Genomic DNA, 24,896 nt, shown 5'->3' with positions numbered 1-24,896 from the left:
TGTTGTTTCTTGTTGTTGTATTAATTTGTATACGAATGACATTTTTGTCTACTCCAGTAGCAATCAGGGGGGGGATTTTTGATTTACAATTAACTAATGCCTATCGTGGCGTAGCTATTCTTTTCGTTATGTCACAACATGTAGGTGGAGCTTTAGGTACGAATATTCTTACTCCACTGGGTGGTATTGGAGTCGCAATTTTCTTGTTATTGTCCGGCTATGGATTATCGGAGTCTTATAAAGCAAAAGGGCTTGATGGCTGGATAAAGAAAAAAATGATTCGTGTATGGATTCCTTTCTTGTGTACCTATGTTATTATATTTGCATTGCGTGAGGATTGTGGATGGATAAAGTTTGTACGTCAAGTATTGACTATTGATAGGAGTGAATATTGGTATGTGGATTATATACTAAGGTGCTACATGGTATTTTATATAGCTTATAGATGGCTATATAAATATAGATGGTGGCTTTTAGGTGGTTTTGCCTTATATTCTTTCTTGTTGACACATAGTGGACTTATGGAAGAGCAATCGCTTAGTTTTTGTTTTGGAATCTTGTTGTCTGAGCGGAAAGAACTTTTTCTAAGTGGGAAAAAGTTTATGATGTTTGGAATAGCAAGCTTTGTAATTGGACTTATTTGTTTATTTATCAAGCAACTTCCGGAAATCAGAGTATATGAAGGATGTCTTTTGTTTTCATTTGTTCAATTAGGAATTAAGCTGCCCCTTGCTATAGGAGTAATATTTATGCTTTGGAAACTTCCACGCAAGTGGGTGATATCGCCCTTATTACTATTGAGTGGTACACTGAGTTATGAGCTATATCTGGTTCATTGGCAGTTCATACCTTTTGTAGGTCAGTATGCGACATCTGCATTGGCAATGATTGTTATGGCTTATTGTTTTGCGTATGGTATGCACCATGCACTTTCTTTGATTTACTTTAAGAAATCCTCTAAAAACTGAAAAGAATTCTATTGGTATGAATCTTATTTTCTTACAGAACTGTGTCAGCCCTCATCAAATGCCTTATATAGAGGAACTTCCCCAAATGCAGGGCATAGATAGAGTTGTTGTAATTTCACCTCGTGTGGATTACGATGACCGTAAAGAGATGGGGTGGCAGGCTGAGGACTTAATGAAATCTGAGCGAGTCGAGTTTGTAATTGCTCCTGCCATAGAACAAGTTGAGTCTTTGTTTGACGAAATTCAAGAGCAAGATACATATTGTTTCTTTTCAGGCATTAATGCTTTTCCTGAAATAGTACCCTGGATGAAACTTTCCTTGAAATATGATTTTAAACGGGGAATCATTACAGAACCTCCATTATTATATAGTCATCCCTTATGGCAACATAAACTTCGGTTTATATTGAAAGACTGGCATTATGTGAAATATTTCAATAATGTTTTTGTGATGGGCGATGCGTTTGTCTCTTATTATAAAAAATGGAATAAGCGATGGAAGGTATCTCCGTTTATGTACTGTACTAAATGGAAATCACGTACTATGCCGGCTCCTGCTACTGATAAACTTAAGATACTTTATGTAGGTAGTTTGAGTGACCGTAAGCATGTGGCGTGGGCAATGAAAACACTAATCAAATATGGGAATATCGAAATAGGTATTGTCGGTGATGGTGAGGAGCGAGCTGTGATAGAACAAATGCTCCCTTCTGCTAAAGCTAAAATTATGATGCATGGAATGCAGCCTATGGAGAAGATTCCGGAATATATGCAGCAATATGATGTATTGATTCTGCCTTCCAAACATGATGGCTGGGGAGCTGTAGTCAATGAGGCTCTTACTTTAGGACTGTATGTGATATGCAGTAATCATTGTGGGGCAGCCTATCTTTTGCAGGATAAGCAGCAAGGATTGGTATTTGGCTTGGATGATAATTTTAGTTTACAGGCAGTCATTGAACAATGTATTAGTCAAAAGAATTGGATACGGAATACTGTTGAACAACGTATAACATGGAGCAAGGCACATATATCAGGGAAGGCTGTTGCTCAATATTTCATAGAACAACTTGTATAATATTTAAGTATGACAATACTACATTATATACCGAGCATAGACCGCACGTCTGGCGGTGTCGGTGCCTACATGCAGTTGCTCACTGTTGAATTGGGGAAGTTTGTGGAGCTGCATGTGGTTACCCATCGTGAGGCGAATCCGCTGGAACTGGAGAACTGTACAGTTCATTTCATTCCGCATAATAACAATCCTTTTTCCAACACAGGGAAGCGGGAGTTCCTTCAACTGCTCCATGACATACAGCCGGACGTGTTCCATACAAACAGTTGCTGGTTGCCGATGTCGGCGCGTACCGCAATGTGGGCAAGGGAGACGGGGTGCAAGGTGGTGTACACACCGCACGGCATGCTTGAGCCGTGGATTATGCGCCGTCATTATTGGACAAAAAAACTGCCGGCCTCAATGCTGTTTCAGCGTAAAGGTATACAGATGGCCAATCTGCTTCATGCCACGGCAGACAGTGAGAAAGATAATCTGTTGAGGCTGGGATGGAACAGAACGATAGAGGTCATCCCCAACTGTGTAGAGGTGGACAAGATAGTCCTGAAAAATTCGTGGAAACGTAAGAAAGAGATACTGTTTCTCAGCCGCGTTCATGTGAAGAAAGGCATTAATTTCCTGATAGAGGCCGTTGCCTGCCTGAAAGAAGATTTACAAGGATATGCCATTCGCATTGCCGGTGAGGGCGATGAGGCTTATATTGCAGAACTGCAATCACTGACGGAAAAGTTGGGCGTGGCGGACTTGGTTCATTTTGAAGGTGGTGTGTACGGTGACCGTAAATGGGAGCTGTTCAAGCAGGCAGACTTGTTCGTGTTGCCCACCCACAGCGAGAATTTCGGCATTGTTGTGGCAGAGGCTTTGGCTACTGGCACTCCTGTCGTGACAACTGTTGGCACTCCGTGGCAGGAGCTGGAAACTTGCCGTTGCGGATGGTGGACGGAAATCGGTACGGACGCAACGGCCGATGCTCTGCGTAAGTTCCTGAAATGTACGGAAGAGGAACTGGAGACAATGGGTCGCAATGGTCGCAAGCTCATAGAGGATAAATATTCCACAGTGGCAGTTTCCTGCCAGTTTGTTGAGATGTACAAACGCTTAATCTAAATATATTCAATGACAGATAGAAGTAAAGACCTTATGGAGTTCAAGACTCCTTATTCCAAGAGGAACAAGCTGAGGCGGCTTGTGTGGTCTGTGGTGTGGACTTGTTTGGCCCGTCCTTTCCCGCGGTCCATGGCTATGGGGTGGAAGCGTTTCCTGTTGAGGGCTTTCGGGGCAAGGATAGCTCCGACGGCGAATGTCTATTCCTCAGCGACAGTGTTCCAGCCTTGGCTTTTGACAATGGACGACTATGCCTGTCTGGCGGAAGGTGTTGACTGCTATAATGCCGCGCCTGTACGTATCGGGCGCAATGCCACCGTGAGCCAGCGGGCATTCCTCTGCACCGCCGGGCATGACATCAGTGACCCGCATCACGCCCAGACCGATGCGCCGATAGACATACGGGAGAGGGCGTGGGTATGTGCCGAAGCCTTCGTCGGGCAGGGTGTTACCGTTGGCGAAGGTGCCGTATGCGCGGCAAGGAGTGTTGTGATAAAGGATGTTGAACCATGGACTGTCGTTGGCGGCAATCCAGCAAAGTTTATAAAGAAAAGGGTGCTGAAAGATGGGAATTGTTAAGAAAAATATCGTGGGGGGGGTAAAAACAGAGGTGTAATCGTTTTGAAGTTTATAGCGGCATTGCTCATTACATATTCCCACATGGGAATGCTGTTCCCAAAGTATGGAGGTCTGGTCACTGGCGGCGCTATAGGAGACGGACTGTTTTTCTTCTGTTCCGGCTTCACGTTGTTCCTTGGCCGGCAGGACGGTTTCATAAACTGGTATAAGCGCAGAATAAATAGGATATATCCCACAATAATCATGTGGGCATTGCTCTCGGCATTGCTCTTTGCCTGGGATTGGAGCATAACGGATTTGATAACTACTCCGAAGTATTGGTTCATTCCATGCATCATGGTCTACTATGCCATATTCTACCTTATCCGCAAATGCATGTTCGACAGACTCAATCTTGCTTTCATCTTTGCCTTCATCGTCATAGCCGTTTCCAGTTTTTGGCTGTTGGACACCGGCAGTTCCGTAATGTATGCGGCAGTTCCGTTCATGAGGGTCTACTATTTCCTCTTCATGATGCTCGGCGCGATGACCGCCATAAGGAAGCCTGCAGCGACCACCGTCTTGAAGTCTGGCTCATACGCCTTGCTCTGTATTATCCTGTATTATTCATGTATGGGACTATACAAGACTGATTCTTTCTATTGCAACTTCCAGTTAGTGTCACTGTTTCCATTGCTGTCAGCCGTTTACTGGCTGTTCCGGCTATGTGACACGGCAGTTGTCGGCAGCCTCTTGGGGCGGAAATATATAGGCACAGTCATATGTTTCATATCAGTGCTTACGTTGGAGGTGTACATGGTACAATATGCCATATTCACAGACAAACTTAACAGTATATTCCCTTTGAACATCATCATAGTCTATCTCTTGATATTCGTTGCTGCATACTTTCTGAAATGCGCTTCTCACGTATTCTCTCAAATATTCAGTAATGAACCTGTCCATATAAAGGGAATCTATCAGGTGTAATACGGAGCTACGGCAGACGTATGGCCTGCAAGTGGGCAGGAGCAGCAAACCTCCGCATAAAGTCTATGTCAGTCACTCACTTTGTCTTAATGTAAAAATACATTTTTTTCTGCCTGAGAAAGAATTTTTGATTTTTCTTTTTGTGGCAGAAATATTTTTTGGTATAAAATTGAATTAATAACATTAGAGATATGAGCAATACGATAGCCGCTTTAATCCTCACTTACAATGAGGAGAAACATATAAAGCGTTGTATATCTTCCTTGAAGGGAGTATGTGACGAAATCTTTGTTGTTGACTCTTTCAGCAAGGACAACACAGTCAAGATAGCTGAAGGCCTTGGAGCGACAGTGATTCAGAATCCGTGGAAGAACTATGCGACGCAGTTCAATTTCGGCTTGCACAACTGTGGCATAAAGTCTGATTGGGTTTGGCGCATAGATGCCGACGAGTTCCTCGAGGGGGAGATAGGGCATTCTGTAAAGGACGCAATAGCATCATGCAGTGATGATGTCAACGGCATCTATGTCCGCAAGCGCATTGATTTCATGGGCAGGCCGCTGCTGCATGGCGGGTGGTATCCGAGCTATCACCTTAAGGTGTTCCGCCGTGGCCACGGCGATTGCGAGAACCGCTGGATGGACGAGCACATCCGCCTGTATGATGGCCGTTCAGTCACAGTAGAGTCAGGCAACCAGGTTGACGCGAACCTCAATGACCTTACATGGTGGACCGAGAAGCACAACGGCTATGCCACCCGTGAAATGGCGGACATGCTGATGATGGAGTACGGGCTTGACGCGAAGTCGCAGGAGGTGGAGCCGAAGTTCTTCGGCACGGAGGAGCAGCGCAAGCGCTGGCTTAAGATAAGATATATAAAGACACCGCTGTTTGTCCGCCCGTTCATCAACTTCACCCTCCGCTACATCGTGAAAGGCGGTTTTCTTGACGGCCGTGAGGGGTTCATCTGGCATATTCTTCAGGGCTTCTGGTACAGGATGCTTGTCGATGCGAAGATATATGAATTGAAGAAGCGTTTCGGGTGGGATAAGGAAAAGATAAAGAACTATTTGCAAGAAACATATCTGTCCTGAATGTCCTTTCATATAGAAGTTATAGAAATGAGTTTTTGTAAAACAGATATAATACTCTTATGAAGATATCAATAATAACCTCGTGCTACAACCGCGCGTCCACCATCCGCAGTGCCATGGATAGCGTCCTGAGCCAGGATTATCCTGAGATAGAATACATCGTTGTTGACGGAGCTTCGACAGACGGCTCCATTGATGTTATACGCGAAATAGAACGCCTCACCCATACAGGTGAGTTCCGCTCCTCCCGTCCCGGCTTTGAGATGAAAGTGATATGCGAGCCCGACGGCGGCATGTATGAGGCGGTGAATAAAGGGATCCGTGCGGCAACAGGCGACATAGTCGGTCTTGTCCACTCCGACGACTTCCTCTATTCCCCTCATACACTCTCCCGCATAGCCGCTCGCTTCTCCGAGAGCCATGCCGATTTCCTTTACGGTGACGGTCTTTTCGTCAGTCATGACCGTACCGACAATGTTGTCCGCAACTGGATAGGCGGCAAGTACCGCCTTTGGAAAGTCCGCCACGGCTGGCTTCCTTTACATCCGACATGCTATATCCGCCGTAGCGTGATGGAGCGCAAAGGCCTTTACAACGAGAGCTACAAGATAGCAGCGGATTCCGACCTGTTGTTCCGTTATCTTGTTGGCGGCGAGCTGTCCGTTACTTATCTTCCTGAGTACATCGTCCGTATGCGCATGGGCGGGCTTAGCACGGACAGTGCCCGCAGGAAGCAGATGTGGCGTGAGGATGTCCGCATGTACAGTTCCCATGGCATGAATCCTGTGTTGATGAAGCTGGAGAAGATGCTGTGGAAGCTTCCGCAGTTCATCGAGGCAAAGTTCAAATAACGTGTAGGAAGAGCTGAGCCGCTTGTTGAATGGCAACGACCGCTAGACGATTAATGTTCGTCTGGCGGTCGTTGTGGTTTTGTGGGATTATAATGTTTCAAGGAGTGTGCTGATTTCCTCTTGCGCGCCTTCTGAGAGTTTGGATAGGTCTTCTTTATCAAGGTTGCCATTGCGGAGTAGGGCTATGATACCGATTGGAATCATACGTGTGTCGTAGTAATCCTCAAGTCGCATGGCTTCTTTGAAGAAGTCTTTTGACATTTTGGTTATTTCCATGCTGCGGTCGAAGGCATTCTTTTCTGTGTGGTATGGTTTTGAGATGATGGTGGCGAGTTCTTTCTGCCACTCTTCATGGCGGCGGAGGATTCCTATTTTGAGAATTTCCTTTGCTATTCTAAGATCGTTTTTTTTGTGAAGTCCATATTTAATTTGTTTATGAGTTTTTTTGTTACGATACTGTACCAAAAGTAATAGTGTTTCTTTTAGTGTGTCTGAGTCAGGTCTGTCTCAGGAATGACGCTGTAAAGTTGAATTGTTTTTGGTACAGTATCTGCGGTTGTTAATTATATATTATTGGTGTCCGGTAAAAACAATGACAATCAGAATAATCCGATATATCACCATCTTATGAGGTTTTTCATTAAAATGGGCTTGTCTTGTCACCGCTGACGCGGTTCTCTGCACAGGTATATCTTGACATTGCGTACACAATCAGAGATGTATTTGCATTTTATAAGACTCCAATTATCCTAAATCGGTCATTGGGGCTATTTGAGGGCAATGATTTATAGTGACCGTCATTAGGGAGTGGCTTTTGCTAACTACACTATATCAATTGGTAATGTAGGCAACTGTGGATATTTTGTTCTAATAACCGATTTGGAATTATATATGGTGTTTTTTGTGGTGTGATACAATGCAATCAGCCCGCACAGCCTTTGTTGAAAGGTATGTGTGGGCTGATTTCGTTTTACGGGCAAGGGATAATTACAGATTTTTCTTTATGAGTTCAATCATGTCCTTGTACTCCTCATCGGTGAGATACACCTCACCCGGGTTCATGCGGAACAGCCCCGGATAGTCAGGACCTCCCACGTACTTTGGAGCAAGGTGGAAATGGAGGTGGGAGAGAGTGTCGGAGAATGCGCCATAGTTTATCTTCTCAGGGTTGAATGCACGCTGCATGGCACGTGTGGTCTGCGCCACGTCAGCCATGAAGTCGTTGCGCTGCTGGTCGTTAAGCTCGTTTAGGTCATTGACATGTCCGTCATAAGCCACAAGGCAGCGTCCGCGGTAAGTCTGCTCCTTGAAAAGGAAGACGCGTGAAACACGGAGGTGGCAGATTTCAATCATGAGGTTGTGCAGTGTCTCATTGTTCTGGCAATAGAGACAGTCTTTCGGATCAGAATACATAATTTTGGTAGTTTGTAAGTTAATGTTTATATGGTTTGTTATGATAAGGTAATGTGTGATTTTATGAATACTTCATCCATTTCCACATTTCCTTAACAGTTGGTTTCTTGCCATACATGAGTATGCCTATGCGGTAAATCTTTCCGCCTACCCATACAAACAGCAGGGCTGTGGCGTAGAGTATTGCGAGAGAGAGCAGCTCCTGCCACAGAGGCACTCCGAACGGTATGCGCACCATCATGACAATAGGGCTTGTCAGAGGGAACATGGAAGCCCAGAAAGCCAACGGACCGTCAGTGTTCTCGGCGGAGCCCATTGCTGCATAGAGTGCGAAGACCATTATTATCACCATTGGTGTCATGAACTGCGACGAGTCTTCCTGAGAATTGACTGCTGCGCCTATTGCTGCGTAGAAAGAGGAGTAGAGGATGTAGCCTCCAAGGAAGAAGAACAGGAACATTATGACTATCTCCGCCAATGGCAGATTGCTTATAGCCTGCATGAATTCTGCCGACGAATCATTGTTCTCCATTGCCTGAAGGGCTGTTTGTTGTGCCACGTTACTGCCTTCAATCCCTATTGTGGGGTCTGCCATGGAAGGCATGACACTGATGCCCACAAGTGCACTGATGCCAAGAAGCATTGCGCCCCATACAAACATTTGGGTAAATCCGACAAGCATAACGCCGATTATTTTTCCCATCATAAGCTGGAACGGCTTCACACTTCCCACAATCACCTCTATGATGCGGTTTGTCTTCTCCTCCATGACGCCCTGCATGACCATTGCGCCGTACATGAGCACAAACATGTAAATGAGGATTGCAGAGATGAGTCCGAGTGCCATTGCGAGTTCACTTGACGATAAAGTCTCTTCACCGTTGTCACCCCATTTCACTGTTTTAATGTTTATGCTTGTCTGCAAGTCGCTTACGATGTTCTCAAGCTGTGGGATGTTGTAGGCGGCGAGCTTGTCCTTGTGGACTTGTGTGTCAAGGATTCTCCCCACATAGCGTATGAGGTCGTTCTGCACCTCGTTACGGCTGTATATCTTTATTGCATTGGGGTCTGAAGTCAGGTCTCCTGTTATGCAGACAACAGCCTCAATGTCCAGTTCTTCATTGTTATATAGCTGTACGTCACCTGCTCCCGGTACGAATTTATAGCCCTTCATTTCATCGTCCGAAGCGCCATTGCCGGCAGTGCCGGTGTTGGTGAAGAGCGGCAGATATTTCTCTGTCTTGTCCATGATGACTACCTGCTTCTGCTCGTCATCCTTTATGGAACCAAGAATCACGGGGAATGCGCACAGTGCGGCAATTAGGAAAGGCATGAGAATGGTCAGTATGAGGAATGATTTCTTCTTCACACGCGTCATGTATTCCCTGCCTATAACTATTCCTAAATTATTCATTGTGTGGATGTTTTAATTGTTTGTACCGGATGTTATTGTTTGCAGGAACACATCGTTCATTGACGGAAGAACCTCATGGACTTCAACGTTCTTCAGCTGCCGGGCGAGGCTTTCCACCTGCTCGCGTGTCCCCTGTGCCTTAATCTCGAATGTGCCGTCAGAGAATTGTCTTTTCACGTCAATGACGCTTCCCGAGAGCACTACCCGGCTTTTGTTTATCAATGCGATGTCGTCGCAGACATCTTCCACGGACGCCATGTTGTGGGTGCTGTAGATTATGGTGTGCCCCTCGTCCCTCAGTTGCAGTATCTCACGCTTAAGAAGCTCGGCGTTTACTGGGTCGAAACCAGAGAATGGTTCGTCGAAGATGAGCAGGGGAGGGCGGTGGACAACGGTTGTTATGAACTGCACCTTCTGCTGCATCCCTTTGGAAAGTTCCTCCAGTTTCTTGTGCCACCAAGGCATTATCTCAAACTTTTCAAACCATTTCGTCAGTTCAGCCTTGGCGTCCTGTGACGACATACCTTTCAGTCGGGCGAGGTAAAGAGCCTGTTCGCCGACTTTCATTTTCTTGTACAAGCCGCGCTCTTCCGGCAGATAGCCAATCTTGCGCACATCGTCGGCACAGAAATCATGCCCGTCAAAGATAACCTTGCCACTGTCCGGGGCGGTGATGCGGTTGATTATACGGATTAGTGTCGTCTTGCCGGCACCGTTCGGACCAAGCAGTCCGAACACTTTTCCCTTCTTGACATGGATGCTTACATCGTCAAGGGCGGTATGCTCAGCATACCTTTTTACTATATGTTCTACTTTCAGCATAATCTAAAATAGTTTTCTTGCATATTCGATAATGGAGTCCTTTCCGCGTCGGAAGTCCTCATCGCTCAGTGCGACATTGATGTCCGGGTTTATGCCCTGTTCTGTTGAGTTGCCGTTGATGTCATACATCGGGCAGGCGGAGAACCTTATCGACCAGCCGTTGGGCAGTTCCGAGGAGAACGGCATCCCTGCTCCACCGCCTGTACGGTCGCCGACGATTGTTGCTCCGCATACTTTCATGTATTTAACAAACTCATTGGCAGCACTGTAAACGCCACGATTTGTGAGTACCACAACCTTTTTCTGCCACCGCAGACGGTTGCTTGCGGACAGATGCTGCTCTGCCATGGCAGAGAAATCCTCATGCCCTTTGCCTGTCTTGTGCTGCATGTATCCCACGATGATGTCACGGTTGGTGAAGCGTCTTGCGAGTGCTTCCGCAGAGGTCAGCATGCCTCCGCCGTTGGAGCGGACATCGATGATGAGTCCGTTGGCAGGTGCAAGGTAGAAAAGAATCTCGTCAATGTTTCCGTCTCCTATAGCCTGTCCGAATGAGGAGCAGCGTATGTAGCCGATGTTGTCATCAAGGAAGCGGTACTGCATGCCGCAGGTTTGGCGGTAATCCGTATCGAGATATGCCCTTAGCAGTGTGTCGGAGACATTTGCCGGATAATCCTCCCGCCACGACCAGTTGCGTGCAAGGTCAAAGGATGACGACATGTTCACATGTCCGTCCCGTAGTTCACCAAGCATATTTCCGAGAACTTCGAACAGCTGGTCGCTGTTAAGAGGGGCAGAAACCTGTCGTTTGTACCTTTCGTGAACTTCGTTCCAGTTTACGCCAAGCTCTTTTTCTTTAAGAGGAAAGAAGCAGTAATGCTCGTCCATGATTTTCCATAGAGCCTCAAAGTTCCCGTTCGGATTGTTTTCGAACTCCTCTTCATTGACGCAGCTTGTCATGAGTGCCGGTATGAGGGAGATTGCAGCAAACAGGATTGTCTGCCGTAATGATATGCGGAAAATGTCGGAAGAGAGTTTCGGAAAGAAGGTTTTCCATTCTTTTAATGGGTTCATAGACGCCTCCTTCCTGCATAAAAGCTATGTGTCATGCCAATCATAAGCATGGAACTGTATATGTGTTGTTTCAGATTGTTCACCTGCAACTGCCGGTAGTCGCCAAGATAACCCACGGAGAGGTTTATCCGCGAGAGGCAAAAGGTGAACGTCAGTTGCTGGCGCAGTGACGGCATGGAAACTATTGTTGTGGGAACTATGTTGCGGTCATAGTTCCCTTCGTTGAAAATCTCATAGTACGACTGCCCATAATTAGGGGAAAATGTCAGACCAAGAAGAGGGCATGACGCTTCGTAAGCCACGGTTATGCGCCCTTTGCCGTCAGCATTTCCGCATTTAAGGGCATATTCCGCCATGGCGACAGGTCCGATGTCAATGAGTGCACGTGCTTGTGCCGGATTGTTGCCGTTGCGTGTGTTGTAGATGAATCCTCCAAGAAATTCCGCCTGTGCGCCACTTCTAAGTGTCAGACGGTTGGCAAGGAACGACCATTTCCTTAGCACACCATACTGGAAATGGTAAGCACCTGAAATCGTCGCGCCGTTCTTGGAGCGCGACTTCCCATAGGAAAAATAACCCTCATTGATGATAAGCCGCGTCCAACGGTTTTTCCTTGTTTTGCCCTCCTGCATGGAAATTGAGTCACATGTGGCTTCTGCGCGCTCACGCACGGTGTGGGAGAGGTAGCGCACCTCCGGTCCGCCATAGTGCTCAGGCGAGAGGTAAGTGTCCTGCACACTGTTGTATCCCACGCCAAACATCTTTGTGGAGGTGACATGCTTCTCCTGTGCCGACAGCGTCAGGGGGACGAAAAGGCATATTATGTAAAGGAATCTATTCATCGAAGTCAAATGTCAACTGTCCTGTAATCTCATCCCTTACCTGCTGCTCCGTCTTCCCATCGTCCGGGTCAAGTGACTCTCTCTGCGTTTCATTGACGGTTGCAGGACTGTCATTGCTGTCATCCTCGGCAGTCTGTTCTGCAGGAGGCTCAGGCAGGCGTGTAGGTTCAAGTTCCTCAACTCCGGCAACAGGCCATATCACTACGCGCTTTCCTTTTGCCTTGAAGCCTGCAACCTTGACATCGATGAACGGCTCGCACTCAACCTCCAACGGTTCACGCTGTATGGTCTCGTTGTTCTTGAAGTCCACTCTGACACGCGGATATGGCGTGTCGGTAAGGAGAAGGAGCGATGACCCCTCCGAACCGAGAATGTTCTGGTGCTTTTTCGTTGCAAGGTCCATGCGGAAACGCTTCATGTAGACCTGTCCCTGCTGCTCCCCATTGTGGAAAAGCAAGGTCCAAACCTTGGCAGTGTCCAGTTTTTCTATTACAAGAATGTTCTGCTCATAGTGGTTGTTGAGGTCGAAATTCGTGATGTATACCTCACCATTGTCAAGCACCACGAGAATGGCATCGTTATCATTGAACTTGCCAAGGTACTTTCCGTGCTCGTCATAGTTGAGGCGCAGCACATCAGGGTCAAACCAAACGTCGCGCCCGTCAAGAGTGGAATGGCCGCGAGACTTCAGGGATATGCGGTGTATGGTTGTCTTTGACAGGATGTTTCCTCCTGCGTTGCGGTTTTTTACGGCAAGACTGCCGAAATCGTACTCTATGAACAGTTTCTTAACCTTCGCACTCGGTTCAAGAGTTACCTTTATCACTTCCGCCTCACCATTCGGGTTTGCGGTGAAATAGACCACCTTTGAGCCGGCAGTGCCCTTTGTAAGGTCATATTCGCTGTCACGCGTGAAGCTGGCAACATTGAATCTCTTGGCATAGTAGCTTCCGTGTTTGCCGTCGCGATAGACAACATTATAGATTGTGCGTGTGTCGTTCTTCTTCTGAACCTGTACATGAAGGACATTCTTGCCGATAAACATCTTCTCCTGAACCCTGACAACCTTGTACTTGCCGTCCTTGTAGAAGATGATCACATCGTCAAGGTTAGAGCAGTTGCAGACAAACTCGTCCTTCTTCATGCCTGTGCCGATGAAGCCCTCCTGACGGTTGATGTACAGTTTTTCGTTGGCTTCCAGCACACGCACTGCGTCGATGTTTTCGAAGCTTCGTATCTCGGTAAGGCGCGGATAGTCCGCACCGTATTTCCCTTTCAGGTACATGAACCAGTTGCAGGTCACCTCCGTGAGGTTGGCAAGGTCACGCTCAATCTCCGCAATCTCCGCCTTGATGTTCGCCATCAGTTCGTCCGCCTTGTCCTTGTTGAACTTCAGGATGCGCTTCATCTTGATTTCCATGAGGCGTATGATGTCATCCTTTGTAACCTCGCGCACAAGTTGTGAGTAGAACGGAGTAAGGCGGTCGTCGATATGCTCGCATGCCGCGTCAAGGTTTGCCGCATTCTCGTATTTGCGGTCCTTGTAGATACGCTCCTCGATGAATATCTTCTCCAAAGAAGCGTAGAACAACTGCTCCATGAGTTCGCCACGCCTGATTTCAAGTTCCTTGCGTATGAGGTCTTTGGTCTGGTTGGCACTGTAGCCGAGAACGTCGGAGACAGTGGCGAAAATCGGCTTGTTGTCATCTATGACACAGCAGTTTGGCGAGATTGAAACCTCACAGTCGCTGAACGCATATAGGGCGTCGATTGTCTTGTCCGAGGATATTCCCGGAGCAAGGTGCACAAGAATCTCCACCTGAGCCGCCGTAAGGTCCTCCACCTTGCGTGCCTTGATCTTGCCTTTCTCTATGGCAGACGTGATGGACGCGATGAGCGTCTCGGAAGTCTTGGAGTAAGGAATGTCGCGTATGACAAGCGTCTTGTTGTCGATTTTCTCTATCTTGGCACGTACGCGCACCCTTCCTCCGCGCTGTCCGTCATTGTATTTTGACACATCGATGCTGCCACCAGTAGGGAAATCCGGGTACAGGTGGTACTCCTCACCGCGCAGATGAGCCACAGCAGCATCGCACAACTCGTTGAAGTTGTGCGGAAGAATCTTTGACGACAAGCCAACGGCAATGCCCTCCGCCCCCTGTGCAAGGAGCAGCGGAAACTTCACAGGCAGTGTCACCGGCTCTTTGTTCCTGCCGTCGTAGGACATCTGCCATACCGTGGTCTTCTGGTTGAACACCGTCTCCAGCGCGAATTTCGACAATCGCGCCTCAATGTATCGCGGTGCGGCGGCACGCGAACCGGTGAGAATGTTTCCCCAGTTGCCCTGACAGTCGACAAGCAGGTTCTTCTGTCCTATCTGCACAAGGGCGTCACCGATAGAAGCATCGCCATGCGGATGAAACTGCATGGTGTGTCCCACGATGTTCGCCACCTTGTTGTAGCGTCCGTCATCCATGCGCTTCATGGAATGGAGGATGCGGCGCTGCACAGGCTTCAAGCCGTCCTCGATGTGCGGGACGGCACGCTCAAGGATAACGTATGAAGCATAGTCGATGAACCAATTCTGGTACATCCCCGAGAGATGGTGGACTATCGAAGCATCAAAACGGTTGGTGGGTTTGTAGTCTGTTGCCTGCTGACGTTCCTCAGCAGATTCCAATTCTTGTATATCGTCGCTCATGGAGAATGGTAGGTTTCTGTGGTTTTTATGCAAAAAAGAGCCGATAAAATGCTCCTATGCAAAGTTAATCATTATTAAGGAAATGGCAAAATTATTTGACATATTTTTGAGGTTACAGACTTTTTTTGTAATTTTGCATACATAAATGACATGCAGCATGCAGGTGTTTCCATTGACAAATGGAATGCGGCGGTTGCAGTGTGACATATTTTGTTTATCGGATCATGAGCAATATCGACATAATAAGAGTAACCACAAAGAAAGAACGGAAAGCGTTTGCGCATTTCGGAAACGAGCTTTACAAGGGCAACGAGTACGCTGTCCCAGACTTGGAGTTTGACGTCCTTGACACGTTTGACCCGAAGAAGAATGCCGCATACGAGTTCTGTGAGGCGGACCTCTTCCTCGCAAAAAAGGACGGAAAGGTCGTCGGACGCGTCGCGGCGGTGATAAACCACCGTGCCAACGAGACTTGGAACACAAGGAATGTCCGTTTCGGCTACATTGATTTCATAGACGACATGGAGGTGTCAGCAGCACTTCTCCGTACCGTGGAGGAGTGGGGCAGGGAGCGCGGCATGACCTCTTGCCAGGGACCGATGCTCTTCACTGACTTTGACAAGGAGGGCATGCTCATAGAGGGCTTTGACAAGCTCGGTTCTGTCGCCACGATTTACAATTATCCGTACTATGTCACCCACATGGAGACTCACGGTTATGCCAAGGAAATCGACAGCGTGCAGGTGCGCGTCGCCGTGCCTGACGAGATGCCGGAGAAGTTCAAGCGTGGGGGGGAGATGATTATGCGCCGCTACAACCTCAGTATTGACAAACTGACCGCCGACATGGTGTTCCGCCAGGGCTACGGACAGAAAATCTTTGACCTCCTCAATGCTGCCTATGCACCGCTGTTCGGCTTCTCGCATCTCTCACAGAAGCAGATAGACAGCTACATAAAGACTTATTTCGGGCTTATAGACCTGAAGTTCGTGACCTTGGTTCATGACAGCGAAAAGAACCTTATCGGTGTAGCCATAACGATGAATTCCATGTCGCGTGCCGTGCAGAAGGCGAAAGGCAGGATATTCCCGTTCGGCTGGTTCCATTTGCTCAAGGCACTGAAATTCAAGATGGAGGACACAGTTGAGATGCTTCTCATCGCCGTGCAGCCGGAATATCAGGGCAAGGGTGTTAATGCGCTCTTCTTCTATGACCTTATCCCTATCTACCAGAAGGCAGGGTTCAAATACGCAGAGACTGCTCCACAGTTGGAGACAAATATGAAGAACCTCAACCAATGGGAGATTCTCAATCCGGAATTCCCTAAGCGTCGCCGCTTCTTCTGCAAGAAACTGTAGACAGGCGGTGCCCCCCCCCCTATTAGGCTCCATTTCCATATAGCCAAATTGTAACTGATTGATAATCGGTAATGCTATTTTGTTAATACTCCGTTTTAAATCGAGGCGTGGCTCACCCCACCTTGTAATTGAATTCTATTGAGGCGTGTTTGATACAAATAGGCAAATGGAAAAGATGAAAACAAATTGGCTGAATTTTATGCCTATAAGGTTTGTTTTTTAGATCGCTATGACAATAATATGACAATAGAAGATATAAAGAACCTTGTATCAGCCGATGAGTCGCGGACTCTGGAACTGAAGAAGACTACCGGGGAACTGAAAGACGGTATGCACTCGGCATGTGCATTCTTGAACACCGAAGGTGGTTGGCTGATTTTTGGCGTAGCACCGAAGTCTCTAAAGATAATCGGGCAAGAAGTGACAGACAAGACACAGCAGGAGATTGCTCAGGCGTTGGCTGGTCTGGACCTGCGGTAGATGTGCGAGTGGCATATGTTGATGTGCCGGAGCGTCCGGGCTACCAAATCATTGCTATGCATTTTGACGGTTGGGTATGGGGAGAGCGTCCGCATACATTTCACGGATGTCCGTATTATAAAGTTGAAAGCACAACGAAGGTTATGCCACAGGATATGTACGATGAGCGCATCCGTGCTCACCAACCACAGATGTATGCATGGGAACGATTGGCGGCTGATGGTGTGACGTTGGCAGACCTTGACGAGAGTTTGATTCGTAATTGTATCCGCCGAGGTATTGATGGTGGACGTATTCCTGAGTCGGCATTGTATGAACCGACTGGAGATATTCTTTCAAAATGGAAATTGCTTAAGAATGGAGTACCGACAAATGGAGCAGTATTGCTCTTTTCCAACAACATTGATGAGTATCCACAGTTCACTTTGAGGATGGCGCGGTTTGTGGGTACGAATAAAAACATGTTCCGTGACAACCAAAGAGCCGAAGGAAATTTCTTCAAACTTCTGGATGCCGGAGTTGCATTCTGTTTCAAGCATCTTTCTCTCAGTGGCAGGATTACAAACCATAGTCTTGAACGAGAGGAACATCTTGAAGTGCCTTATCATGCGTTAAGGGAGGCTCTTATCAATGCCCTTTGCCACCGTCATTGGGAGAGATATAATCTGACCATCAGTCTTGCCATCTATGATGACCGCATAGAAATAGCAAGTCCCGGCACGTTCCCGCCACAGATAACCGCCGAAAATATCAAGGAGCCTCACGAATCATATCCTACGCGAGTTCGGGATAAGCAATCATTTAAAATAGCTCCATCTGCCTTGATTTCTCCACATGCACGGGCATAGCCTCTGGCTTGTTGTCAAAGAAGCAGTATGCAGTCAGTGCGGAGCAGATGTTCATTATGAAGTTGTGCACAGACCTGTGCCTTGAATGTACAATCTCCGCCTTGTTCTTCAGCAGGTCATTGATGCATTCGATGACATACCTCTTCCTCAGCATTATCTTGTCATACATTGGCATGAGCTTGTTCTTCATGTTCGCCTTCAGACCATGGACAAGGTGTATCCCGTTGCTGAAGAGAGTTTCGAAGAGTTCCTTCTTGATATACCCCCTGTCGGCAAAGACCTTCCCATAAAGTTCCTTTGTGAACACGCTCCATACCCTGTCGTCCCTGTCATCAACGTTAGCACCTGTAAGACAGAACGTTATGACCTCACCTCTATCGTTGCACATAAGATGCAGCTTGAATCCGTGGCACCACCCCATGGTCCCCTTTCCATCCGTGGCAAGACCTTCGAACACCTTGTTGAAACAGTGCCTCACGTTATGGCACACCGGAATCATCGTGCTGTCAACGAACGTTATCCCGGAGCACTTGCCGAAAGCCTGCAGCCTCATGAAAAGCATAAGAGGGAAGAAGACGCGCGGCATGAGTTCCACGAAGCGGTTGTAGGATACGGCGGAAGGGAAATCCTTGGCAAGATGCCCCTTGATGAAGAGCATGTAGTAGTGCTTGAAATTGGCGAATGTTCCGAAATGGTAGCATACAAGGATTGTCATTATCTCGCTCTCAGACATCATGCATTCACACTTCCTGCGCTTGCGCCCGTCCATGTCAGAAAGGCGCAAATACATGTTTTTTTCAAGTTCTGCATGCAATTTCTTGGAAAACTCGTCGATAATACAGAAAATTTCAGTAACTTTGCAAGTGGTAATCATCGCTTATGTTTTTAGTATGTTATTGATTTTCACTTACAAATATACAAGATATTTGCGGGATTACCAACTTTTTCGGGGACTTTCTTATCCCGAACTCGCGTATTTATGTGTATCTTCTGTAGAGTTGCTTTACTCTCTACTACACCTTTAGCGTTGTATATGTAGCTATTTGTGGAGGTTTATCACACATTCATAAATTCTAATGACCAATTTAGGATTATTGAAAAAAAACGACAAAAAGGTGTGGGTTTCTCAGAATTTATTATTACCTTTGTATAAGGGAAGCTGCATCTCGGCATAACATTCAAGCAAACTTGATGTTTCTGCTCTCAATTTGCATTACCTTTGCCATGTCATGAGGATGCTGTTTATAATGACAGGCAACTCATGGATGTTGACGAACTTTATCATACATTAATCTAAAAACCGATAACTATCAAACACTATGAACAAGAATTTAGAACTATGCCCTAACCCCATGGTGGCAGCAATAGGCAAGCCCGCAGAGGAGTTTACCAAGAAAGACATCGTCAAGTACATTGAAGAGAATGGCATAAAGATGGTGAATTTCATGTATCCTGCAGGTGATGGCAGGCTGAAAACCTTGAATTTTGTCATCAACAGCATGGCGTATCTGGAGCAGATACTGACATGCGGAGAACGTGTCGACGGCTCAAGCCTTTTCCCATTCATAGAGGCAAGCAGCTCGGATTTGTATGTCATTCCGCGCTTCCGCACCGCATTCCTCGACCCATTTGCGGAAATCCCCACACTCTCGATGCTCTGCTCGTTCTTCAACAAAGACGGCGAACCGCTTGAGTCATCGCCTGAGAACACATTGGCGAAGGCATGCAAGGCGTTCACCGACGTGACCGGCATGGAGTTCCATGCCATGGGTGAACTGGAATACTATGTCATTGCCGATGACGAAGAGATGTTCCCTGCCACCGACCAGCATGGTTACCACGAGTCCGGACCATACGCGAAATTCAACGATTTCCGCACTTTGTGCATGGCATACATAGCACAAGCGGGCGGTCAGATAAAGTACGGGCATTTGGAAGTGGGCAACTTCACGCTCGACGGAAAGATATTTGAACAAAACGAGATTGAGTTCCTGCCAATCCCTGCACAGAAGGCTGCCGACCAATTAATGCTTGCGAAATGGATAATCCGCAATCTTGCCCATCAGGAAGGACTAGACATAACTTTCGCGCCAAAGATTACGGCAGGCAAGGCGGGCTCTGGTCTGCATATCCACATGCGTATAGTGAAGGACGGCAAGAACATGATGCTTGCCGACGGAAAGTTGTCAGACATCGCACGCACGGCAATAGCCGGCATTATGCAGGTGGCTCCGTCAATCACTGCCTTCGGCAATACCAATCCGACATCATACTTCCGCCTTGTCCCTCATCAGGAAGCACCGACCAACATCTGCTGGGGCGACAGAAACCGAAGTGTGTTGGTGCGTGTGCCGTTAGGATGGACTGCTAAGACAGACATGTGCGCCATAGCCAATCCACTTGAGACTCCGTCAGACATCGACACTGCACAGAAACAGACTGTGGAAATGCGCTCGCCGGACGGTTCGGCAGACATCTACCAACTGATAGCAGGTCTGTGTGTGGCTTGCCGGTTGGGATTCGAGTTGGACAACGCATTGGAGGTGGCTGAAAAGACTTATGTGAACGTGAACATACACAACGCTGAGAATGCCGATAAATTAGCGCAACTGGCGCAGCTGCCTGACTCCTGCGCTGCCAGTGCCGACTGCCTGGAAAGCCAGCGTGCTGTGTTCGAGAAACACAACGTGTTCTCCACTGCCATGATTGACGGCATAATAAAGAAGCTGCGTTCGTACGAGGACAGCACATTGCGTCGTGACATCGAAGGGGACAAGGAGAAGATGCTGCAGCTTGTGAAAGAACATTTCCACTGCGGATAATGTTATTCTATGTCTAATAGAAATAATTACTTTAATTCAATAAAAAGCCGTAATAAACCGTTCTAAATAGGATGGAATATCACGGCTTTTTTGTAATTTTGCAGTCGATTTCGTCATTTTGCATGTCATTGTATTGAACAACTCAAGTAAAATATGCCACAACATATTACAGTAACAGATTATAATCCTGCTTGGCCTGACCTTTTCGAAGAAGAAGCAAAACGAATCCGAAAGATATTGAGCAATAATTGTAAAGCACTTTATCATATCGGAAGTACTGCTGTACCCGGACTTGCCGCCAAACCGATATTACGACTGAAATGGTGGAATTGGAGTCCCGAAAAGATTTTTGACAATATGGATGTATTGTGCAGTGGAAATCCGGAAGGTATAAAACAGTTTCAAAAATAACATATTGACATGTACCGAGGTAGAATTATTATAATTACCGGTTCTCCGGGAACAGGAAAAACTACGATAGCAACAATTATCGCAAAAGAATCTGATTTTGCAAGGTCTGTGCACATGCATACAGATGATTTTTACCACTACTTGAGTAAAGGGGCAATACCGCCCCATTTGCCCGAATCTCAGGAACAGAATATTGTTGTTGTCGAAGCTTTCTTGGAAGCTGCCAAACGTTATGCCCGCAGTGGATATGATGTGATTGTTGATGGTATTGTAGGTCCTTGGTTCTTAACTCCTTGGAAAGAAGCTATACAAGAAGGGTATGAAATTCACTACATCATATTGAGAGCGGACAAAGAAGAAACTATGAAACGTGCCATTGAACGGACCAAATTAAATAGAGACACCAATATAGAGTTAGTTGAAACAATGTGGAAACAGTTTGTTAATCTCGGTGATTATGAGTCAATTGTCATAAACACTACAGATTGTTCCATTGAAAAAACCGTTTCGATAATCAAAGAACATGTTAAAGAGAGGCGGCATTTGTTATATAATGAATCACACGGTTGCCAAATTGTTACCGCTACTTCTCAAATACTCGGTTGAATGTTTATTCCTAAAATGATTATATCAAATCTAAAGTATGTTTAGCAAAAAAATAGCGGAGAAGCTGACGCTTTCCGAGAACGCTGTCAGCAATACACTGCAACTATTGGACGAAGGTTGCACAATCCCATTCATTTCACGTTATAGAAAAGAACGTACAGGAGGACTGGATGAAGTGAAGATTGGAGAGATTGCCAACCTTTATGCCACGCTGAAGGATGTGGCGAAGCGCAAAGAGACTATCGTCAAGACTATCACGGAGCAAGGGAAGATGACTCCCGAACTGCAAGAACGCATTGATGGATGCTGGGATGCAAATGAGTTGGAAGACATCTATCTGCCATATAAGCCGAAACGCCGCACTCGTGCGCAGATAGCGCGAGAGAAAGGACTTGAGCCGTTGGCAACGCTCATCATGCAGCAAGGATGCGACCCGGAGCGAGAGGCAAAGAAATTCCTTAACGAGAATGTCGCATCGGTGAAGGACGCACTGCAAGGGGCACAAGACATTATCGCGGAAAACATCAATGAGGATGAGCGTGCCCGCCAGGGAGTGCGCATGTCTTACCAACGTGACGCCGTTATTGCTTCAAAGGTGGTGAAGGCAAAGCAAGACAGCGATGAGGCGCAGAAATATGCTGATTATTTTGACTTTTCCGAACCGCTGCGCAAATGCTCTTCTCATCGACTGTTGGCAATGCGACGTGGTGAGGCGGAGGGTATACTGCGTGTGACGATTAGTGCCGACGAGGAGCGTTGCATAGACAAACTGCAACGTTTGTTTGCTAACAAGAACAGGATTTCTGCAAACGCTCTTGACGCTTTGAAAAACAAGTTTAACGCCTCAGGCAGAGGCGCAGTAAAGACCATGTCTGTCTCTGTTGGTGACCGTGGCAGTGAAGAGGCGTGCAATAAACTCATCAGAGAAGCGTGCGAAGATTCTTTCAAGCGTCTGCTCAACCCTTCGATAGAGACAGAGTTTGCCGCACTTAGCAAGCAGCAGGCTGACGATGAGGCGATAAAGGTGTTCACTGCCAATCTGCGCCAATTGTTGCTGTCAGCACCGTTAGGACAGAAGAGGGTGATGGGCGTTGACCCCGGATTCAGAACCGGCTGTAAGGTGGTCTGCCTTGACGAGCAAGGCAACCTGCTTCACCATGAGGCAATCTTCCCTCATCCGCCAAAGAATGACCGTCTGCGTGCGATGGGCAATGTGCAGCAAATGGTGAAACGCTATAAGATAGAAGCAATCTCGATAGGCAACGGCACCGCCGGTCGTGAGACAGAAGAGTTCATTCGCGACATAAAGTTTGAGTGCCAACCGCAGATATTCGTTGTCAGCGAGGATGGCGCTTCGGTATATTCTGCATCGAAGACAGCACGCGATGAGTTCCCTGACGAGGATGTCACAGTAAGAGGAGCTGTGTCTATCGGGCGCAGACTTATGGATCCGTTGGCGGAATTGGTAAAGATAGACCCGAAGAGCATTGGTGTAGGGCAATACCAACATGATGTTGACCAGACAAAGCTGAAGAACAGTCTCAACCAAACTGTGGAAAGCTGCGTTAACTCGGTAGGCGTGAATCTGAATACTGCCAGTGTACATCTCCTAACTTATGTCAGCGGGCTTGGTCCCTCTTTGGCGAAAAACATCGTGGAATACCGTACCGCCAACGGAGCGTTTAGCTCACGAGCGCAACTGAAGAAAGTGCCACGCCTCGGTCCGGCAGCTTTCGAGCAGTGTGCCGGCTTCTTGCGCATCCCTGACGCAAGGAATCCGCTTGACAACAGTGCGGTGCACCCTGAGCGTTACAAGATAGTGGAGCAGATGGCTAAAGACCGGGAATGCACAGTCTTGGAACTGATAAAATCGCCGGAGAAGCGACAACTCATTGACATAAAAAAATATACGACAGAAGAAGTCGGACTCCCGACTCTCACCGACATTATGAAAGAGCTTGAGAAGCCCGGACGTGACCCGCGTGAGCAGATTGAAGAGTTCCGGTTTGATCCTAATGTGCATACGCCTGACGACCTTACCGTTGGCATGACGCTGCCGGGCATAGTGACCAACATCACAAACTTTGGTGTGTTTGTCGATGTTGGTGTGCATCAGGACGGATTGGTGCACATCTCGCAGTTGGCAGACAAGTTTGTAAAAGACCCTAACGAGGTTGTCCACCTCCGCCAGCATGTCACGGTCAGGGTGTTGGACGTGGATTTGAGACGTAACAGAATTGCGCTTTCTATGCGGTAGGATAGCAAAATAATTTTGTTGACTAAAAAAGAGGTCAGGATTCGTTATTATGCGAATCGTGACCTCTTTGCTTCTTACTTTTTTGCAAAACGTAAAAACAGTGGCTAACTTATTTTCCTTCTACTGCTTTTGGCGTCCAAGCATTGAAGAAGCGCAGGACTTTCTTTTGGTCATAGCCCTGACCTTCCTCCAAGAAAGAGCTGTCCTGAATGTGGATTACATTCCCTTTTTCATTCAGTACAACCATGACGGGATAACCGAAGCGTCCTGGATTTCCAAGGCGTTTAAGCAGTTCTGTCGGTGCTTTCCTGCGAGGGTAGTTCACATGTATATAGACATAGTTGTCCGCAACAACCTTTGCCACCGCCACATCCTTCTCTATGAAGTCGGCAAAGCGCAGGCACCACGGACACCAGTTGCCGCCAATCTGACAGACAACGTATTTCCCCTCCTGCCTGGCTTTCATCACAGCGTTGTCAATCTGCACCATTGGGTCAATGGTTTCGTCATAGACTTTCTTCACCTGTGCATCGGCATTCAATGCGAATGCAACAAGAATGAGCATTGATAAAAGATGTTTTCTCATTATATTGTAAGTATGTGATTTTATTATATATTGAGTTTGATAATAACAATCTATAGTGTAAACATGAGGGACAAATTAATGTATAATACCATGCTTAGACGAGTCTTGTGTATAATTTAGATATTCTAAGGTTGGGAATATAGTAGGCTGTAGTTTTTTATTCATCATGCATACAATATTTAGCTGTATGAATCTTTTTAGCGTATCTTCTGGAACATCATGTCCGCAAATGAATGTATTTGACTTTGAAAGATTTTCTTTAACATCATATTTTAAACGAATACAATACGGTTCATACCCATAAACGCTATAATTCCCTTTGCTCTTTTTATATTCCCATGTATAGAGATAAGAATCACCCATACTACCTTCTTTATATTCTGAAAGCACACAATGTAATTTATATTGAAACATAAAATATTTCCATAATTTATATGCAAAATATAAGATGAGGGTAAGTAAAAGCCATATCCATAGTTGCATGGAGTATGTCCATACTAATTTTGATGTTAGTACCCAATACAAGCCAGATGCTATTAAGCTGCTGACTATACCTAATATGAAGTTTTTCATTTGTTCTTAAATTATAAGGTTCTGACTAACATAATACAAGCCGATG

Annotated in this window: 24 protein-coding genes; 14 read left to right on the top strand and 10 right to left on the bottom strand. The window is 46.7% G+C overall.

The features are described from left to right. Positions 1–44 precede the first annotated feature (44 nt). From E5358_RS08560 to E5358_RS08530, 7 genes are all read left to right on the top strand, one after another. The gene (locus tag E5358_RS08560) at positions 45–968 is read left to right on the top strand and encodes an acyltransferase family protein (RefSeq protein ID WP_277821227.1); all 924 of its coding nucleotides are present in this window, start codon (positions 45–47) and stop codon (positions 966–968) included. Between the two features lie 16 nt (positions 969–984). Then, a complete protein-coding gene (locus E5358_RS08555) occupies positions 985–2,046 on the top strand; it encodes a glycosyltransferase family 4 protein (protein ID WP_135939787.1) in 1,062 nt (353 codons plus the stop codon). 9 nt (positions 2,047–2,055) lie between these two features. After that, the gene (locus E5358_RS08550) at positions 2,056–3,153 is read left to right on the top strand and encodes a glycosyltransferase (RefSeq protein WP_135939786.1); all 1,098 of its coding nucleotides are present in this window, start codon (positions 2,056–2,058) and stop codon (positions 3,151–3,153) included. A 33-nt stretch (positions 3,154–3,186) separates the two neighbouring features. After that, on the top strand, positions 3,187–3,729 hold the full coding sequence (locus E5358_RS08545; RefSeq protein ID WP_135939807.1) for an LbetaH domain-containing protein: 543 nt from the start codon (positions 3,187–3,189) through the stop codon (positions 3,727–3,729). Positions 3,730–3,771: 42 nt separating this feature from the next. Continuing rightward, a complete protein-coding gene (locus E5358_RS08540) occupies positions 3,772–4,698 on the top strand; it encodes an acyltransferase family protein (protein WP_135939785.1) in 927 nt (308 codons plus the stop codon). A 191-nt stretch (positions 4,699–4,889) separates the two neighbouring features. Beyond that, complete coding sequence (locus E5358_RS08535) at positions 4,890–5,792, top strand: glycosyltransferase family 2 protein (RefSeq protein WP_135939784.1); 903 nt, start codon at positions 4,890–4,892, stop codon at positions 5,790–5,792. A 59-nt stretch (positions 5,793–5,851) separates the two neighbouring features. Beyond that, a complete protein-coding gene (locus E5358_RS08530; protein WP_135939783.1) occupies positions 5,852–6,643 on the top strand; it encodes a glycosyltransferase family 2 protein in 792 nt (263 codons plus the stop codon). 87 nt (positions 6,644–6,730) lie between these two features. Here E5358_RS08530 and E5358_RS08525 read toward each other — a convergent pair whose 3' ends face one another. From E5358_RS08525 to E5358_RS08495, 7 genes are all read right to left on the bottom strand, one after another. Further along, positions 6,731–6,919: a hypothetical protein gene (locus E5358_RS08525; protein ID WP_135939782.1), complete on the bottom strand. Its 189-nt coding sequence runs from the start codon at positions 6,917–6,919 to the stop codon at positions 6,731–6,733. Between the two features lie 711 nt (positions 6,920–7,630). Then, on the bottom strand, positions 7,631–8,056 hold the full coding sequence (locus E5358_RS08520) for an HIT family protein (RefSeq protein WP_135939781.1): 426 nt from the start codon (positions 8,054–8,056) through the stop codon (positions 7,631–7,633). Between the two features lie 61 nt (positions 8,057–8,117). After that, on the bottom strand, positions 8,118–9,470 hold the full coding sequence (locus tag E5358_RS08515) for an ABC transporter permease (protein WP_135939780.1): 1,353 nt from the start codon (positions 9,468–9,470) through the stop codon (positions 8,118–8,120). Positions 9,471–9,482: 12 nt separating this feature from the next. Next, positions 9,483–10,292, bottom strand: coding sequence for an ABC transporter ATP-binding protein (locus tag E5358_RS08510; protein ID WP_135939779.1), 810 nt, complete (start codon positions 10,290–10,292; stop codon positions 9,483–9,485). A gap of 3 nt (positions 10,293–10,295) precedes the next feature. Further along, positions 10,296–11,252 (bottom strand): S41 family peptidase, encoded by a 957-nt coding sequence (locus E5358_RS08505; RefSeq protein ID WP_277821229.1) that lies wholly within the window; start codon positions 11,250–11,252, stop codon positions 10,296–10,298. A 110-nt stretch (positions 11,253–11,362) separates the two neighbouring features. Beyond that, the gene (locus E5358_RS08500) at positions 11,363–12,208 is read right to left on the bottom strand and encodes a DUF3316 domain-containing protein (protein ID WP_135939777.1); all 846 of its coding nucleotides are present in this window, start codon (positions 12,206–12,208) and stop codon (positions 11,363–11,365) included. Further along, complete coding sequence (locus E5358_RS08495; RefSeq protein ID WP_135939776.1) at positions 12,201–14,909, bottom strand: DNA gyrase/topoisomerase IV subunit A; 2,709 nt, start codon at positions 14,907–14,909, stop codon at positions 12,201–12,203. The genes E5358_RS08500 and E5358_RS08495 overlap by 8 nt, the downstream gene beginning before the upstream one ends. A 224-nt stretch (positions 14,910–15,133) precedes the next feature. Between E5358_RS08495 and E5358_RS08490 the strand changes: the two genes are divergently transcribed. From E5358_RS08490 to E5358_RS08480, 3 genes are all read left to right on the top strand, one after another. Further along, positions 15,134–16,267 carry an N-acetyltransferase gene (locus tag E5358_RS08490; RefSeq protein ID WP_135939775.1) on the top strand — a complete coding sequence of 378 codons (1,134 nt, stop codon included), beginning with the start codon at positions 15,134–15,136 and terminating at the stop codon, positions 16,265–16,267. Between the two features lie 240 nt (positions 16,268–16,507). Beyond that, on the top strand, positions 16,508–16,747 hold the full coding sequence (locus tag E5358_RS08485; RefSeq protein ID WP_135939774.1) for an AlbA family DNA-binding domain-containing protein: 240 nt from the start codon (positions 16,508–16,510) through the stop codon (positions 16,745–16,747). Between the two features lie 8 nt (positions 16,748–16,755). Then, on the top strand, positions 16,756–17,595 hold the full coding sequence (locus E5358_RS08480; RefSeq protein WP_168354617.1) for an ATP-binding protein: 840 nt from the start codon (positions 16,756–16,758) through the stop codon (positions 17,593–17,595). On the opposite strand, the gene E5358_RS08475 is transcribed toward E5358_RS08480, so the two are convergent. Continuing rightward, positions 17,549–18,469 (bottom strand): IS982 family transposase, encoded by a 921-nt coding sequence (locus tag E5358_RS08475; protein WP_135939772.1) that lies wholly within the window; start codon positions 18,467–18,469, stop codon positions 17,549–17,551. The two genes, E5358_RS08480 and E5358_RS08475, sit on opposite strands and share 47 nt — an antisense overlap. Before the next feature lie 445 nt (positions 18,470–18,914). Here E5358_RS08475 and E5358_RS08470 point away from each other — a divergent pair, with 445 nt between their 5' ends. The 4 genes from E5358_RS08470 (at position 18,915) to E5358_RS08455 (ending at position 23,691) form a co-directional block, all read left to right on the top strand. Further along, positions 18,915–20,417 (top strand): glutamine synthetase family protein, encoded by a 1,503-nt coding sequence (locus E5358_RS08470; RefSeq protein WP_135939771.1) that lies wholly within the window; start codon positions 18,915–18,917, stop codon positions 20,415–20,417. Positions 20,418–20,570: 153 nt separating this feature from the next. Continuing rightward, the gene (locus E5358_RS08465) at positions 20,571–20,828 is read left to right on the top strand and encodes a GrpB family protein (RefSeq protein WP_135939770.1); all 258 of its coding nucleotides are present in this window, start codon (positions 20,571–20,573) and stop codon (positions 20,826–20,828) included. A gap of 9 nt (positions 20,829–20,837) precedes the next feature. Continuing rightward, a complete protein-coding gene (locus E5358_RS08460) occupies positions 20,838–21,434 on the top strand; it encodes a P-loop nucleotide/nucleoside kinase family protein (protein WP_135939769.1) in 597 nt (198 codons plus the stop codon). A 37-nt stretch (positions 21,435–21,471) separates the two neighbouring features. Then, a complete protein-coding gene (locus E5358_RS08455; protein WP_135939768.1) occupies positions 21,472–23,691 on the top strand; it encodes a Tex family protein in 2,220 nt (739 codons plus the stop codon). 109 nt (positions 23,692–23,800) lie between these two features. Here E5358_RS08455 and E5358_RS08450 read toward each other — a convergent pair whose 3' ends face one another. Together E5358_RS08450 and E5358_RS08445 are read right to left on the bottom strand one after the other, a co-directional pair. After that, positions 23,801–24,277, bottom strand: a complete 477-nt coding sequence (locus E5358_RS08450) for a thioredoxin family protein (RefSeq protein WP_135939767.1) — start codon at positions 24,275–24,277, stop codon at positions 23,801–23,803. A 75-nt stretch (positions 24,278–24,352) separates the two neighbouring features. Then, a complete protein-coding gene (locus E5358_RS08445; RefSeq protein ID WP_135939766.1) occupies positions 24,353–24,850 on the bottom strand; it encodes a hypothetical protein in 498 nt (165 codons plus the stop codon). Positions 24,851–24,896 lie beyond the last annotated feature (46 nt).

It is taken from the genome of Palleniella muris, from assembly GCF_004792655.1.
In the GTDB taxonomy this organism is placed as follows: Bacteria; Bacteroidota; Bacteroidia; order Bacteroidales; family Bacteroidaceae; genus Prevotella; species Prevotella muris_A.
This window is presented reverse-complemented; position numbering and strand designations above follow the sequence as displayed.

Bases quoted from the DNA above. Each gene is read 5' to 3' on its own strand.
- E5358_RS08555 (WP_135939787.1), top strand. From the start codon at position 985: ATGAATCTTATTTTCTTACAGAACTGTGTCAGCCCTCATCAAATGCCT.
- E5358_RS08550 (WP_135939786.1), top strand. From the start codon at position 2,056: ATGACAATACTACATTATATACCGAGCATAGACCGCACGTCTGGCGGT.
- E5358_RS08545 (WP_135939807.1), top strand. From the start codon at position 3,187: ATGGAGTTCAAGACTCCTTATTCCAAGAGGAACAAGCTGAGGCGGCTT.
- E5358_RS08535 (WP_135939784.1), top strand. From the start codon at position 4,890: ATGAGCAATACGATAGCCGCTTTAATCCTCACTTACAATGAGGAGAAA.
- E5358_RS08530 (WP_135939783.1), top strand. From the start codon at position 5,852: ATGAAGATATCAATAATAACCTCGTGCTACAACCGCGCGTCCACCATC.
- E5358_RS08525 (WP_135939782.1), bottom strand. From the start codon at position 6,919: ATGGAAATAACCAAAATGTCAAAAGACTTCTTCAAAGAAGCCATGCGA.
- E5358_RS08520 (WP_135939781.1), bottom strand. From the start codon at position 8,056: ATGTATTCTGATCCGAAAGACTGTCTCTATTGCCAGAACAATGAGACA.
- E5358_RS08515 (WP_135939780.1), bottom strand. From the start codon at position 9,470: ATGAATAATTTAGGAATAGTTATAGGCAGGGAATACATGACGCGTGTG.
- E5358_RS08510 (WP_135939779.1), bottom strand. From the start codon at position 10,292: ATGCTGAAAGTAGAACATATAGTAAAAAGGTATGCTGAGCATACCGCC.
- E5358_RS08505 (WP_277821229.1), bottom strand. From the start codon at position 11,252: ATGACAAGCTGCGTCAATGAAGAGGAGTTCGAAAACAATCCGAACGGG.
- E5358_RS08500 (WP_135939777.1), bottom strand. From the start codon at position 12,208: ATGAATAGATTCCTTTACATAATATGCCTTTTCGTCCCCCTGACGCTG.
- E5358_RS08495 (WP_135939776.1), bottom strand. From the start codon at position 14,909: ATGAGCGACGATATACAAGAATTGGAATCTGCTGAGGAACGTCAGCAG.
- E5358_RS08490 (WP_135939775.1), top strand. From the start codon at position 15,134: ATGAGCAATATCGACATAATAAGAGTAACCACAAAGAAAGAACGGAAA.
- E5358_RS08485 (WP_135939774.1), top strand. From the start codon at position 16,508: ATGACAATAGAAGATATAAAGAACCTTGTATCAGCCGATGAGTCGCGG.
- E5358_RS08475 (WP_135939772.1), bottom strand. From the start codon at position 18,469: ATGATTACCACTTGCAAAGTTACTGAAATTTTCTGTATTATCGACGAG.
- E5358_RS08470 (WP_135939771.1), top strand. From the start codon at position 18,915: ATGAACAAGAATTTAGAACTATGCCCTAACCCCATGGTGGCAGCAATA.
- E5358_RS08465 (WP_135939770.1), top strand. From the start codon at position 20,571: ATGCCACAACATATTACAGTAACAGATTATAATCCTGCTTGGCCTGAC.
- E5358_RS08460 (WP_135939769.1), top strand. From the start codon at position 20,838: ATGTACCGAGGTAGAATTATTATAATTACCGGTTCTCCGGGAACAGGA.
- E5358_RS08455 (WP_135939768.1), top strand. From the start codon at position 21,472: ATGTTTAGCAAAAAAATAGCGGAGAAGCTGACGCTTTCCGAGAACGCT.
- E5358_RS08450 (WP_135939767.1), bottom strand. From the start codon at position 24,277: ATGAGAAAACATCTTTTATCAATGCTCATTCTTGTTGCATTCGCATTG.
- E5358_RS08445 (WP_135939766.1), bottom strand. From the start codon at position 24,850: ATGAAAAACTTCATATTAGGTATAGTCAGCAGCTTAATAGCATCTGGC.